Source organism: Roseateles oligotrophus, from assembly GCF_025717515.1.
In the GTDB taxonomy this organism is placed as follows: domain Bacteria; phylum Pseudomonadota; class Gammaproteobacteria; order Burkholderiales; family Burkholderiaceae_C; genus Paucibacter_A; species Paucibacter_A oligotrophus.
In genome coordinates this window covers 444474-458466 of the sequence record NZ_JAJIRN010000004.1, presented here as the reverse complement: position 1 = coordinate 458466, position 13993 = coordinate 444474, and the positions used below count along the sequence as shown (strand labels likewise).

The following is a 13993-nucleotide window of genomic DNA, read 5'->3' as shown; positions in this document are numbered from 1 at the left end:
ATTAACTAAGAGACAAGCGGATTGTCGGGCTCACCACAGACGCACACGCTCGGCGGCGGGCTTGAACATTTTGTCGCCGGCTTGGGTGCCGAAGGCTTCGTGGAAGCCATCGACATTCTGCGCCGGAGCATTGGCGCGGAATTCCCTCGGCGAATGCGTGTCCGAGCTCAACAGTTGCAGCGTCAACTCATCGCGGCGCTTGCCGCGCCAGCTTTGCGCGAAGCTCAAGAAGAAGCGCTGCTCACCGGTATAGCCGTCAATCACCGGAGCTGGTTTGCCGCCCAGGCTGGCCTGGTAGGCCTTGAAGGCGATTTGCAGGCCGATCAGATCGGCCATGTTCTCCGGCAGGGTCAGCTCGCCATTGACGTGCTTGCCCGGCAGCGCCTCAAGCGCGTTGAACTGCGCCACCAGTCTGGCGCCGAGCGCCTCGAAGGCCTTGCGGTCGGCCTCGGTCCACCACTGTTTCATCACGCCGTCGCCATCGAATTGGGCGCCCATATTGTCGAAACCATGGCTGATCTCATGGCCGATCTGCATGCCGATGCCGCCATAGTTGGCCGCGTCATCGGCCTCCATCTCGAACAGCGGGGCTTGCAGAAAACCGGCCGTCAAATTGATTTCGTTGCCGGACGGATCGTAGAAGGCGTTGACCTCCAGTGGCGACATCGGCCAAGCCTTGCGGTCCATAGGCTTGCCGGCCGCGGCTGCCTTGTGCGCCCAGTCGAATCGCTTGGCTCGTTGCTGGTTGCCGAACGCGTCGCCGGCGCGAACCTCCAAGCCGCTGTAGTCGCGCCACTGGTCCGGGTGGCCGATCTTGGCCTTGTACTTGGACAGCTTGTCCAGCGCGGCCGCCTTGGTGGCGGGCTCCATCCAGCTGTTTTCCGCCATCAGGCGCTGGTAGGCGGCCAGCACGTTCTGGTAGATGGTTTCGACCTTTTGCTTGTGTGCGGCCGGGAAGTGGCGCGCTACATATTGCTCGGCCAAGGCTTCGTTCATGGCCTCGCTGACTTGCTCCAAGGCGCGCTGGGCACGCGGCCGGTCGGCTTGTGCGCCGGTGACGGCCTTGCCGTGGAAAGCAAAATGCGCAGCCCGAAAACCCTGTGGCAAGACCTGCGCGGCCGCGCCCAGGCTGCGCAGCGTGAAGTAGGCCTGCCAATCGGCCAGCGGCAGCTCGGCGAAGAGCCGTGCGGTGGCTATTGCCGTGTCCAGCTGGGTGACGGTGACCTTGTCCTCGCTGGAGATCTTGGCGGCGGCCATGAAAGCCTGCCAGTCGAAGCCGGGGGCTTTGCCCATCAGCTCTGCGGCCGACAGAGGGTTGTACATCTTGGCGGGGTTGCGCGCCTCGCTCAAGGGGGTGTGCGCTTGGGCCAGGCGAGTCTCCAGGCTCAGCACGCGCTGGGCCAGCTCGGCCGGCTTTGGCAGCCCGGCGAGCTTGGCCATTTGGGTCAGATAAGTCAGATAGGCGGTGCGCGCCTTGGCGAACTGGGCGTCGTCAAGCTTGAGGTAATAGTCGCGGTCAGGCAGGCCCAAACCACCTTGCCAGGCCATCACGCGGTTCAGGCCCGGGTTCATGAAGTCGGCAAAGCCACCCCAGAGCCAGATCGGGGTCTGGATTTGACCTTGGGCGCGGCCGGCCCAGGCGGCCAGTTGCTGCGGGGTCTTGATCGCGGCAATCTCGGCCAGCAACGGCTTGATGGGAGCGAGGCCCGCCTTGTCGATGGCGGCGGTGTCGAGATAGGCGGCGTAGTAGTCGCCGATCTTCTTGGCGCTGCTCCCCTTGGCCTGCGGCTTAGCTGCGAGTTCTTGCAGGATGTTGCGGATGCGCTGGTCCACCACCGCCGGCATATCGACGCCGGTGATATCGGCCGTGTCGGCAGGGATGGCGGTGTCTCGCAGCCATGCGCCGCTGCTGTGGCGATAGAGATCGTCTTGAGCGCGTACGGTTTGATCGAAGCCGGGCAGGTTCAGGCCTGACTGGACTTGAGCGACCTGCGCAGCCTGAACCTGCGTGGCGTAGCCGGCGCATTGAAGCAAGAGGGCGAGGCTGCCGAGCTTGAGGAAGTGCATGGGTTTCATGAGGGCTTTCTTGTCAAAAAGGTAGAGGGCTGAAGGGTGACCGGTGCCGCTAATGTCTCGACAAGTGATGCGCTTGCGTAAAAAAGGTGCCGAGCGGCAAGGGGCGGGGATGAGTGGCGCCGAGTGCCAGGTTTGAGCCTTCGATCGGGTGGGGCGAATCCGCTTGCCTGAATGGCAGCGAGAATTGCGCCGGCAAGGCCACAAAATGGCCAAGCCAAACGCCTAACTTTTCGGAACTTATCTTGTTATCCAAACCTGGCTTCTTGGCCCGCATCCCTGCCGGCTCGGCTGTGCTCTTCTTCGTGCAGATGTTCGCCACGCTGGCCTATGCGGTGCTGTATTCCAGCCTGGTGCTCTATATGACCAAGCACCTGCGCTTCCCGCCTGAGCAGGCGGCGCTGATGATGGGCGTGTTCGGCGCCTTCAATTACGGCCTGCATTTGTTCGGCGGTTATCTGGGCGGGCGTTTCTTGAGCAACCGCAACCTCTTTGTCGGCGGCATGGTGCTGCAGGTGCTGGGCTGCGCCGCGATTGCCGGCGGCACCAGCGCCTTGCTTTACTGGGGGCTGGCGCTGTTTCTGGTCGGCAGTGGTCTCAATGTGACCTGCCTGAACATGATGCTGACCCAGCGCTTTGCGCCCGAGGACAGTTTGCGCGAGGGCGCGTTTCTGTGGAATTACGCCGGCATGAATATCGGCTTTTTCATCGGCTTCACGATGGCCGGGCATTACCAGCTGAGCGAGAGCTACAGCAGCCTGTTCATCTTCGCCACCGTCGGCGGCTTGCTGGCGATTGTGCTTTCGGCGATTTTTTGGAGGACCTTGGCCGATCTGGATACGCCGCTGATGCAGGTCAGCACGGCGCAGTTCCGCCTGCGCTTTGTTGTCGGTGTGGCAATCTTGCTGGGCCTGGTGCCGGTGCTGTGGTTGCTGCTGCAAAACCCCAAGGACACCGACACCTTGCTGAAGGGGATTTGTGCGCTGGTTGCAGCCGCGCTGGTGTTCATCACCATCAAACATCCGCTTGAGGCCGAGCGCCGGCGCATGTGGGCCTATCTGATTCTGACCCTGGGCTCGTTGATGTTCTGGTCGCTCTACCAGATGGCGCCAAGCGGCCTGCAGCTGTTTGCGGTCGGCAATGTGCGCCTGGAGTTGTTCGGTGTTGTGATCGCACCGCAATGGGTGCAAAACATCAATACGCTGGTGATCGTGATCGGCGGGCCGCTGCTGGCGGCCTGGTTCGCGCGGCTGCGCGAGCGGGGCTGGCCGGTCGATATTCCGCAGCAGTTCGCCGCCTCGCTGGTGCTGATGGGCCTGGGCTTCCTGGCCTTGCCGCTCGGCATCGCGCTGGCGGACGGACAGGGTCAAGTTGCCTTCTCCTGGCTATTTACCAGTTATGTTTTACAAAGTGTCGGTGAGCTGCTGATCTCGCCGGTTGGCTACGCGATGATTGGCCGCCTGGCACCGCGCCAGTACCAGGGCGTGATGATGGGCAGCTGGATGCTGGTGACGGGTCTGGCCTCGCTGTTCGCGGCCGACTTTTCCGGCATGGTGGCGCAGCCGGCCGACAGCACCGCCTTGATCAGCAACCCGGCCTATAGCGCGCTGTTCACGCAGCTGGGCGCGGGCAGCGTGGCGGTGGGGGGGGTGCTGGTGCTGTTGATTCCGGCGCTGCGCCGGCTCATCGGCGAGCCGGCCAAACCCTGATCCAAACCCTGATCCAAACCATGAGATTCGGCTGAGTTGAAATGACTTTATGCGATAGTGCCAGCAAGCAAAAACAAACACTCATGGCATTTCATGCGCAGCAAGTATCTTCTTCTTTGTACCGCTCTATTTGGCAGTTTGGCTTCTCCACTGCCCGCGCTGGCGCAGGTCCGAACCGAGCCCTTTGAGCATCAAAGGATCGAGTCCGTTCAGGTCACGATCAGCAATCCCAGCCCAGACCTGGCACTGAACTCGCGCGTGGAGGACCTGGTCAGGCGTACGCTGGCGGCCTACCCCAGCAACCGCTATTCCGAGGACCGCTTGATCGCCGCGCTGGCGCGCTTGTCGCGCTCGCCCGAGATCCGCTCCACCAGTCACGAGCTCGTCAACGGCAGCACCGGCGGGGTGCTGCTGCGCGTGGCTGTGACCTTGGCCGACGGCGCCGCGCCGCAAGCCGAGGCGAGCCCGCAGTTCCCGACCCTGTATCAGTCGAATGGCACTTTGGTGCGCGCCAAGCTCGAGACGCTGGCCATGTATTACGGCAATAACAATGCCTGGTATGGCCGCAATGACCTGATGCTCAATGGCAATCCTTTTGCCGTCGGCAAGGCGGCCGGCAAGGGCTACAGCCAATGGCTGGAAGGTTTTGTGCAGGCCGGGCTCTACGGCATCACGCCGCTCTCGAACACGCTGTACGCCTATGGCGGCGCCAGCGTCATCGCCAGCGGCTCGGTCGGGCAGGAGCTGTTCACCGACCGCACGCGCAGCCATGTGGCGATCGAAGATGCTTTCGTTGGGCTGGTCGGCGGCAGCACCTCCGAGCAGGGAGACCGTTTGGTCTATAACCTCTCGGCCGGACGGCAACGTTTCAGCGTCGGTGAGGGCATGATGCTGGTCAACACCGCCCAGAATGGTTTGAACCGGGCGGCGCTGCAGTCGAATCCCCGCTGGGCGGGCGACCAGGTGCTGCTGGCGCGGCTGGCCTATAACGACTGGAAGCTCGAAGCCTTTCATATCGACCCGGACGAGTTGCCGGAGGTGGACTCGAAGACGCAAATTCAGGGCGTCAATGTCGAGACCACCGCGCTGAATGATTTCACGCTCGGGGTGATGGCGCTGCGGGTGCCGAAGTCGCAGGCGGCTTACTACACCAGCAGCAGCCAGTTGCAGCGTGAGGGCTTGCGGGCGCTGGACTTTCGCGTTCGCTGGCAACCGGCGCCCAGCGGCGGCGCGGGCCCCTTCATTGCCGCCGAGTTTGCCCGTCAGACGCACAGCAAATTCGATATGCAGGCGCTCGGCTATTTCGGCGAATTCGGTTATGTGTTTGCCAAGGCCGCCTGGTCACCGACGCTCAGCTATCGCTATGCCCGCTTCACCGGCGACAAACCGGGCAGCGAGCGTTTCGAGCGCTGGGACCCCTTGCTGTCGGGCGGCAATGGCGAAACCTGGGTGCAGGGCATCAACCATTTCAAGATTTTTCAGGATTCCAATCTGATCGCGCACCGGCTGCAGGCGCGCCTGAAGCCGCAGCAGAACATTGAGCTGGTGCCGCAGTTCTGGCTCTTCCAGGCGGACTCGTTGACCAATATTGGCGGCAATCCGGCGCTGTCCATGTTGGAGTCCAAGCAGCTTGGAACGGAACTCAATTTGACGGCCAAGTATTTCTACTCCAGGAACGTGATGTTCCAGGGCCATATCGCCGCGACCTATGCCGGCAAAGCGATCGATCAGGGTCTGGGCTCGCATTCCAGCCCATGGCTCAGCACCATGTTCTTTGTGCGGATTGGCTATTGAGACAAGTTTTTTCAACCACAGCAACAGGGAGTTAGCAATGGAACGTCGTGATTTGATGAAGAGCGTGGCGGTGTTGGCGGCTGCGGGTGCCGCGGCCGCTGGGTCCGGCAATGCGTCGGCGCAGTTTCAAGGCAAGCCGCAGGCCGGCGTTGGGGTGAAGGATATCGAGCCTATCCCTAAGGACCAGTTCACGCCCGACCGTTTCAAGGGCAAGACCATCATCATCACCGGCTGCGCCCGCGGCATGGGCGAGGCGGCGGCGATCCGCGCCGCGCGTGAAGGCGCCAATGTGGTGGGTGTCGACTGGATACCGGAGCTGGGTGCTCAGACGATCGCGCGCATCAAGGCGGCGGGCGGCCAGGCCGTGTTTGTGGCTGGCCATGTCGGCGAGACAAAGACCTGCGAGCTGATGGTCAAGACGGCCGTCGATACCTTCGGCGGCCTGGATTTGGCCATCAACAATGCCGGCGTGATGGACGGTGTGTACTCAGGCGATCCGATCGATTACGCAAAGCAAAAATCGCTGATCTTCGCGCCCATCCATGAGGCCTCGGACGAGTATTGGGACCGCGTCTTTTTGAGCAACTCGGCCGGCGTGTTTCGCAGCATGCGGGCGGAGCTCAAGCAGATGGTGGCCCAGGGGCGCGGCGGTGCGATCGTCAATGTGGGCTCGATCGCCGGGCTCACCGGTCTGGCCGGCAACCCCGCTTATGTGGCCAGCAAGCATGCGGTGACCGGCCTGACGCGCAATGCGGCGATCGACTATGCACCCTACGGCATCCGCGTCAATTCGGTCAATATGGCCGCGACCGACACGCCGATGGTGGCGCGCGCGACCGAGCTCGTGATGGCCGCGAGCAAGGCCGCTAAAGGCCCCGGCATGGGCAGCATCAAGACGCAAAGCATCATGGCCTATGCGGATTCCAAACGTCGCCCCGCGACGGTGGGTGAGCAGGTCGCGGTGATGCTGTTCATGTTGTCGAACGAAGCCTCCAATCTGACCGGCGCGGCTTTCGCGACGGATGGGGGCTGGACCGCGTATTGAGCGCGCGGGCGCTGGCCTTGGTACCTCCGTCATCTCTACCCGCACCAATGGCCACACCATGGTCGAAGTCCGCCAACTGAACGAATCCCGCTCGCGCCGAATCAGCGGGATGCGGGAGGAACCGGGTGGTTCATTGAAGCCAAGGTGGGCTCGAGAAAGTCGATAAATGGAGAGTTTCTGCCCCTCGGGAGCGCGAAGCATTTGGCGGCTGTAGCGCATGAGGCACCTGAGACGCTTGGCAAGCTGGCGCCAATTTTCGCAGAATGACGAATAACGCCAAGATTTGACGTGGCGGCCATGGCTGTGTTCGTCACTAGGCCGAGCGATTGGCAAATCGGGGGGAGGGGCCGGCAATGAGTCGCTCTAGCGCGATCCCCATACTGCTCTGCTAACGGCGAGCAGGGTAGCCATGTCAGAACAAAAAAACCCAAGCCGCGTCAAGCCTGCCTGGGTTTTTTGCCTTGCTTTGGCATAGCGGAGCGCAAACTCCGCTATGCCAAGCCTACAAGCCCAGTATGAAGCTGGGCCGAATCATCGATCAGCCGCCACCGCCGGTCCCACCGGTCACGCCGACCGTGACATTGCCCACCACGGTGCCATTGACCGTGACCGAGCCAGTGTCGGTCATGACCACCGAAACCGGCGCCGAGGCTGAATTAACGGACCCCAGGCCGAAGAAGCTTGGTACTGGTATGGAAATACCCGCGTTGACACCTGCGGTGTTGAATTGAAAGCCGCAATTGGCAATCCTCACGATCTTGAACTGAGCCAGTGGATGAATAGCAGGATAGGTCGAAGTCACCACGGTGAAGATGCAGGAGCCGAAGGTGGTGGCACCGGTGGCTGCACCTTCACTTGAGCTGATCGAGAACGCTGGCGCGGCCCCTGCACTGGTGAACTTGACCGTGGTCGCGGTCGCTGTTCCCAGTTCCGCAACGCCACTAGCAAACACATAGGGGACGTCCTTCACCGAGGCCACTGTTGTCGCGTTGGCGGGGACGACCAGGTTGGTGGTCGCGGCGATGACTTCACCATCTGTACCGTCGGAACAACCGCCCAGCAAAGCTCCGCTGACGGCCATTGCCGAAGCGGTCAGAATTTTCGTCAGTTTCATATCGAGGGTTCTTTCCATAACTAGTTTCTGCTGCGGCGGGACGCCGCCTGCTTGCGCAAAGCGATCCTACTTGCAAATTCTTCCTTCGAATAGCCTAATAAGCCAAAGAAATGGCGCTAGTGCAACACATGGAACTTAGGGCGGAAACGTTAGGGGCATCCCGCGCCTTCAGGGGCGAGCCGAGTCCGTGATCTGGGGCAGGCCGTAGAGGAAGAATGCTTCGCGCAGACGATCCAGATTGCCGGCCAAATAGTGGGCTGAATAACGCCCTGAATTGAGCCATTCGACCTCAGGCTTGTAGCTCAGATCCGCTGGCCTGACGGCATTCGGCGACAGCAGGCCAGGTGACCCGGCACTAGCGGCACGAATTCTGAATGTTTGCGTATAGCGACTCGTTCCAGTCAGCCTCAGCGACCCGAGTGGCATGGTACGCCGCAGCGTCAAGGGCAGACTCAATTCCGCACCCACAAAGCGCTTGCTACCGCCCTGGCGAGCCACCAGGCTGAGCGCGACATCGCCGAACCAACGCGTCATCATCAGCTCCGGGCCCGTCGAGCCGTCGCTGTAGCGCTGTACCGCAGCCTCCAGCCATGTGTCGTCGCTCCACACCAGGCGATAGGCCATGCTCATGGCCGAGCTGTCGCGTTTGATGCCTGGATACAGTTCGGCTTGGTTTACCGCCTTGGCCTTGAAAAGCAGCGAATCATCTCGCCCTGGCAGCCTATAGATTGCCGTGCCTTCGGCGCCCCAGCCACGATAGTCATAACGCCCGATGCCAGCGCTCAGGAATATCTGAGGCCCCAGCCAAAACGACTGTTGCAGCACAACATTGCGCAAGCCATCCCGGTGCAACTGCGTGCCAAACGCACCACCCGGCCCAAACTGCTTGGAATTGTCGACGCGCTGGACCCAGTCGGCAAAAACTTTGGCGCCGCGCCAGAGGCCGGCCGAAGCCCGAAAGTTGGCCGCGAGGGAGTAGTCAAAGGCGCCCACTTCGGTTGCCAGCGCGTAATTGAGCAAAGGTCGAATTTCCAAGCCAAACCTGGACCAATGGCTTTCTTCACCGGCCTGCACCCATTCGGTAACGCCGCTGGCACCCTGCGCCGGTGCCAGTTCGCGCTCCAACGTAGCCTGAACCGGCGCGCGAGCACCATCACGCAGAAATTGCCGGTAGCTTGCGGCATCGACCGTCGTCTTTGCCACCGACAAGCCAAGTTTCATTTCGTAGGCCACGAGGCGCGCAATGCCCTGGGGCGCTCGTTCGGCCATCAGGCCCAGTGCCACGCCAAGAGCGTCCACCTCATTGTGCAGGTAGCTCTTGTTCTCATACTCCACGATCAGGCTGGCTCCGGCGGCGCCGATCCGGACCCCAGACAAACCACTGCGTTGCAAGGCCTGTGCGAGCGCAAGCATGCGCGGCGCGTCCGCAGTCGGTGCCGGATTGGATGATTGCGGGGCAACCATGGGCGGCGAGCTCGCACTCGGCGCGACACTGGATTCCGAACTGGAGGGCTGCAACGCAAGCAGGGCCGGCAAGCTCTTCTCGCCAGCCATTGCTTGTTGTCGCTGGCCCGGCTCGCGCTGCAGGGGAATGACGACGGACAAATTCACGCTGGTCAGGCCGCGAGCTTGATCCATGAAATCGCGTCCGCCTTGTGTGCGTTGCACCGTGGCGATGAAACGCGTGTCGCCCAGCCCGGGCATCGCTTGGCTGCGATAGCGCGCACCGACATGGCGCTGTGCCCCGTCGGTTTCGAGCAAGGCACTCAAGCCTGTTTGAAAGAGGCTTAGCTCAAGACCCCCAAAGGCTCCATTCAAAACCTTGGGGCGATTAGAAGTGGAGGCGTTCTGCGAGTTGCCCCAACCCGCGCTCCAAGCCAGCGGCCCGTAGTGGTCGCTGGCCACAGCGTAAACGGATCCGAAGTAGTTCGCACCTCCAGCGATATCCGTCGCCCCAATTGCCAAATTCGGCACTCCGTCAAGCAAGCGTGGGATCTGCCATTTCAGGTTCACCGAAAGATCGACGATCTCGTTGCCAGAGGCCGCTCTAACACCGTTGAACCCCTTGTGCTGAGCGAAGCGACCAAACAGCTCTAGCCCGGGCAGAAAACCGAAGCCCAGCGAGTGGTTCAAACGCTGGTCGAAATCGCCCCGACGGGGGTCTTGATAGTTGCCGAAACTTAGTGCGGCAAGACCATTGCCGAGCACCTCGGCGTTGGGGGTGGCCAAGCCACCACTGACGCCCAAGCTTGAAATTCCAGCTGTTTGGGCTTGAGCCGCTACAAGGAAGGGGGCCAGAAGCAGGCTCATCGCAAGAGTCCAGTTCTTTGGGAATCCAGGCAGGGCCCTCTGCCCCAAGGTCGCGCGTTTGCAAGTCAATTTAATACCCCCAAGTACTGTTAGATCGTCTCAAGACACCGAGTCTTGCTCGCGCGCCGCAGGTTTTCGTCATGGCGAGCGCAATTCTGCCAGTCACCGGCGCCCCAGCAGCCTTCGGTTGTCGCTAATCGGTGAAAGTGCACCAGCAGGATCAAGCTCGCAGCTCATGCGGGCCGCCTACAAGAAAGCGATCTCGCGAAGCGGGGCCTAAGCGTCCGAGTCAATTCAAGCCGGCGAATCGGCAATTCGTCGCAGCAAACTGGCCGCGCGCTTGAGTGGGCGACACAATCGCCGGTATCGCTCAACACCCCAACCCTGGCTCGCCCATGCAAACTCAAACCCCACGTCGCTCGCGTGCCTTCCTGGCCGCAATCACCTTGCTGACGGCCTTGGGTTCGGCCCAGGCCACCATCTTCAAGGACAAGGAACTCGACGCACTCTCGGATGCGAACAAGTATGTCGAGCTGGAGCGTTTGGCGCAGACACGCTTGAAGGCCAATCCGGCCGATGCCGAGGCCAGCGCGGCCTTGTCGCTGGCGCTGTCGTCCTTGGATGGCGGCGACAAAAAACGCGTCGAGGCCGGCGCGAGCCAAGCCAAGGCCTGTGTCGAGCAGCACCCGACGGTGGCCGTGTGCCAGCTGGTCACGGCGCAAAGCCTGAATGTGCAGATGGGCAGCGCCGGCATGTTCAAGATGGCCTCTATGCTGGGTGACATCAAGGCCGCGCTGATCCGCACGCTGGAACTGGAGCCGACGCAGGCGATGGCGCGCATTCAGCTGTCCAAGCTCTATTTGTTTGCGCCGGGCATGCTGGGGGGCAGCGTCGCCAAGGCGCGCGAGCTGGAGGCGGCGGTGCGTAACAGCCAGCCCGAGCAGGCCCGCGTCATTCGCATCTACATCGCCGCCGAGGGCAAAAAATGGGCCGAGATGGAGACCGAGCTGCTGGCTCTCAAGCCGGCCAAGGATGCAACGTTGCTGGACGAAGCGCGCAGTGCCACGCTCCAACTCGCCACGCATTACCTGAAGGATGAGAAGGACTTCGTCAAGGCCAAGAGCTTGTTCGAACAGTTGCAACGCGAGCAGCCTGGCCAAGCGGCCGGCAGCTATGGGCTCGGGCGAGTGCATGCCGAGATGGGGCAGGCAGAAGAGGCGGTGCGTCTGTTCGAGCGGGCGAAGACGCTGGAAGGTGCGGATGACTTGCCGATCGACCACAGGCTGGGCGACGCCTTGCTCGCCAAGGGTGACAAGCCTCAGGCCAGGGCCGCCTATGAGCGCTTCCTCACCAAGAAGAACGCCAACCCGAATAACGTCGACGCTGCACGCAAGAGCTTGGCCAAGCTGGGTTGATCGGGCCGGGCGGCCGCCACCCAAGCCGCCGCCACATTTCTTGATCCGGCTTCATCAATGGCTTGCTTTCGGTTCGCCCAGATGGGTTTTCAGCCATTGACGCATTTCCCATTGCACATGGCCGACCGACTCGCGTGCGTTGTAGCCATGGGCCTCCAGCGGCAGCAGCACATAACGGGCGGTGCCGCCGGTGCCGGCCAGCGCTTGATAGAGCCGCTCCGACTGCATCGGGATGGTGCCGGCGCGGTCATCGGCGTCGCCGTGAATCAGCAGCAGCGGCTCCTTGATCTGGTTGGCATACAAGAACGGTGACAGCTTCAGATAGGTGTCGCGGGCGTCCCAGAGCGAGCGCCGCTCACTTTGGAAGCCGAACGGCGTCAGCGTGCGGTTATAGGCACCGCTGCGCGCAATGCCGGCCTTGAAGAGGTCGGTATGGGCAAGCAGATTGACGGCCATGAAGGCACCATAACTGTGACCGCCGATGGCCACGCGTTTCGGGTCGGTGACGCCCAAATCCTCGGCCTTGTCGATGATGGCTCTTGCGCTCAGGGTGATTTGTTCGATGAATTCGTCGTTGACCGCCTTGGCGTCGCCGACGATGGGCATGGTCGCTTCGTTCAGCACCACATAGCCGTCCAGCACCAGCATCAAGGGGCTGATGCCGTTGAAGTTTGGATAGCGGTTGGCCGAGCCGCTCACCTGTCCGGCCAAGCTGGCATCGTTGAACTCGAGCGGATAGGCCCAGACCAGGGTCGGGCGGGCTTCACCCTCTTTGTAGTCGGGCGGCAGATACATCCAGAACGACATGTCAACGCCGTCGCTGCGCTTGAAGCTGACCAACTCGCGGCGGATCTTGCGCATCAGCGGGTGTGGTGCGCGGGCCCGGGTCAAGGCCTGGGGCGCGTTTGGCTGGGTCAGACTTTGGGTGAATAGCGCCGGCGGCGTGTTGATGCTCTCCTGCAAGGTCAGCAACTGGCTCTCGTTCAGCAGTTCAAGCGGCTGCGAGTAGATCGCCTCGCCGGATTGAAACAGGCGCTGGACGCTGGCGTCGCGCAGCGACAGTCGGTCCAGAAAAGGCCTGTCCCCTTTCGGACTGGCGCCGGCACCGATCAGCAAAAGGCCGCCGCCCTGGGTCTGCGCGAGCATGTGGCCGTTGGGCGATATGCGCATCACCGGGGCGCCGGGGTGGCCGTAGCGCTCGCGCATGGAATGGTCAAACACGGTGCGAATGCTGCCGCCGCGCAGGGGAAACAGGTAGCTGCGCGTCCAGGCACGCATTGCGTCGTCCTCGCTGACCAAGGCATGCAGGCCGTCATCCAGAAAGCGCATGTCTTTGAAGCGATGGGGCAGGCGCAGCAGCTCCTGTGCCTCGCCGGTGTAGGGCGCGTCCAGGCGCATCAGATGGTCACGGTGCGCGGCGCGGTTGTTCGGGTTGCCGCCGTCCAGGGCCTCGACCCAATAGACCGCTGCGTCCTTGTTCGGCGAGGCATAGAACAGCCTCGGCCCCGGCAACACGCCATTGATGGCCACGCCTCGCTTGAGCGGCAAGCGGGCAATTTCGCGCATTACGGTGCCGTCCGGCCGGCGCACCTCCACCACTTGCGGGAAGTCGTCCCAGGTCAGGCTGTAGCTGAAAGGGCGGGTGATGCGCTCGGTCAGCAACGCGTCGGCGTCACCCAGGCTGGCGACACTGAAAAACAGCGCCGGCTCACCCAGCCTTTTGCTCTGCATCGTGCGCAGATTGATGCGCGTGAGTTGCGACAACGCGTGATATTCGAGCAGGCGCTCGTCGTGCGGCGTCTGCAACAGGTCGGCATGGGTGCGCTCCGGCGAGGCGCGGCCCGAGGTTTCGCGCACCAGCGGGGCGCTGGGCACCGGCGGCAGCTTGGGTGCCGCGCCGCGCCGCTCTACCTGAGCCAGCAGCACCAACTCGCTGGGGTTCAGCCAGGCCAACTCCCCTTGCGCTAAGGCGTTATTCAGGCGCAAGCCGGCGACCTTTTGCAATTGGCCGCTGCCGGCGTCGCCGACCCATAGCTCATTGGCCAGGTCGGTGCGCCGTTCGAGCAAAAAGCGTTGACCATCCGGCGCCCAGCTGAAGCTGTGGAAATAGCTCTTGCCGGCCGGGCCGCCGGCGTTCAAATCGACGACCAGCTCCGGCGCCTGCGGGTTCAGCAATGGGCGCAGACGCAGGCGCTGGATGGCGGCCGTCTGGCTGGGCACACCGCTGGCCTGGTCAAAGCGCAGACCGGCCAATCTGAGTGTCGGCCGGGCCAGCTCGGCCAAGCTGCTGAAGCGGCGCAGCTCCAGCATGGCCAAATGCTGCTTGTTCGGCGATATCAGATGCTTGGGGCTAGCCGCTGCGTCAAGCAAGTCGCGCACCGCCGGCGATGGCTGCTGGTAGGCGCTCTGCTGAGGTGCGGCCAGCGCTGCCAAGCCCGCGATGAGCAGACTGGCCCCGAGCAGCAGCCGGTGGGTGCAATAGTTGAAGCGGGTTAGCAAGAGGCGGGGGTCCGAGAGCATGGCGGCAAAGCGT

Annotated in this window: 8 protein-coding genes; 4 read left to right on the top strand and 4 right to left on the bottom strand. The window is 62.5% G+C overall.

The annotated features are described in order from the left end of the window. Window positions 1–30: 30 nt before the first annotated feature. Window positions 31–2076: a M13 family metallopeptidase gene (locus tag LNV07_RS11110; protein WP_263571220.1), complete on the bottom strand. Its 2046-nt coding sequence runs from the start codon at window positions 2074–2076 to the stop codon at window positions 31–33. A gap of 242 nt (window positions 2077–2318) precedes the next feature. Between LNV07_RS11110 and LNV07_RS11105 the strand changes: the two genes are divergently transcribed. The 3 genes from LNV07_RS11105 (at window position 2319) to LNV07_RS11095 (ending at window position 6621) form a co-directional block, all read left to right on the top strand. Continuing rightward, on the top strand, window positions 2319–3782 hold the full coding sequence (locus LNV07_RS11105; protein WP_263571219.1) for a peptide MFS transporter: 1464 nt from the start codon (window positions 2319–2321) through the stop codon (window positions 3780–3782). A 138-nt stretch (window positions 3783–3920) separates the two neighbouring features. Next, a complete protein-coding gene (locus LNV07_RS11100; protein WP_263571218.1) occupies window positions 3921–5576 on the top strand; it encodes an alginate export family protein in 1656 nt (551 codons plus the stop codon). Window positions 5577–5613: 37 nt separating this feature from the next. Continuing rightward, window positions 5614–6621 carry an SDR family NAD(P)-dependent oxidoreductase gene (locus LNV07_RS11095; RefSeq protein ID WP_263571217.1) on the top strand — a complete coding sequence of 336 codons (1008 nt, stop codon included), beginning with the start codon at window positions 5614–5616 and terminating at the stop codon, window positions 6619–6621. A gap of 538 nt (window positions 6622–7159) precedes the next feature. On the opposite strand, the gene LNV07_RS11090 is transcribed toward LNV07_RS11095, so the two are convergent. After that, window positions 7160–7735 (bottom strand): hypothetical protein, encoded by a 576-nt coding sequence (locus LNV07_RS11090; RefSeq protein WP_263571216.1) that lies wholly within the window; start codon window positions 7733–7735, stop codon window positions 7160–7162. Between the two features lie 168 nt (window positions 7736–7903). Beyond that, a complete protein-coding gene (locus LNV07_RS11085; RefSeq protein WP_263571215.1) occupies window positions 7904–10045 on the bottom strand; it encodes a YjbH domain-containing protein in 2142 nt (713 codons plus the stop codon). A 395-nt stretch (window positions 10046–10440) separates the two neighbouring features. Here LNV07_RS11085 and LNV07_RS11080 point away from each other — a divergent pair, with 395 nt between their 5' ends. Next, window positions 10441–11460, top strand: a complete 1020-nt coding sequence (locus LNV07_RS11080; protein WP_263571214.1) for a tetratricopeptide repeat protein — start codon at window positions 10441–10443, stop codon at window positions 11458–11460. Between the two features lie 54 nt (window positions 11461–11514). On the opposite strand, the gene LNV07_RS11075 is transcribed toward LNV07_RS11080, so the two are convergent. Continuing rightward, the gene (locus LNV07_RS11075; protein WP_263571213.1) at window positions 11515–13980 is read right to left on the bottom strand and encodes an alpha/beta hydrolase family protein; all 2466 of its coding nucleotides are present in this window, start codon (window positions 13978–13980) and stop codon (window positions 11515–11517) included. Window positions 13981–13993 lie beyond the last annotated feature (13 nt).

Coding starts and splice junctions, on each gene's coding strand:
- LNV07_RS11095 (WP_263571217.1), top strand. CDS start 5,614: ATGGAACGTCGTGATTTGATGAAGAGCGTGGCGGTGTTGGCGGCTGCG.
- LNV07_RS11085 (WP_263571215.1), bottom strand. CDS start 10,045: ATGAGCCTGCTTCTGGCCCCCTTCCTTGTAGCGGCTCAAGCCCAAACA.
- LNV07_RS11075 (WP_263571213.1), bottom strand. CDS start 13,980: ATGCTCTCGGACCCCCGCCTCTTGCTAACCCGCTTCAACTATTGCACC.
- LNV07_RS11110 (WP_263571220.1), bottom strand. CDS start 2,076: ATGAAACCCATGCACTTCCTCAAGCTCGGCAGCCTCGCCCTCTTGCTT.
- LNV07_RS11090 (WP_263571216.1), bottom strand. CDS start 7,735: ATGAAACTGACGAAAATTCTGACCGCTTCGGCAATGGCCGTCAGCGGA.
- LNV07_RS11080 (WP_263571214.1), top strand. CDS start 10,441: ATGCAAACTCAAACCCCACGTCGCTCGCGTGCCTTCCTGGCCGCAATC.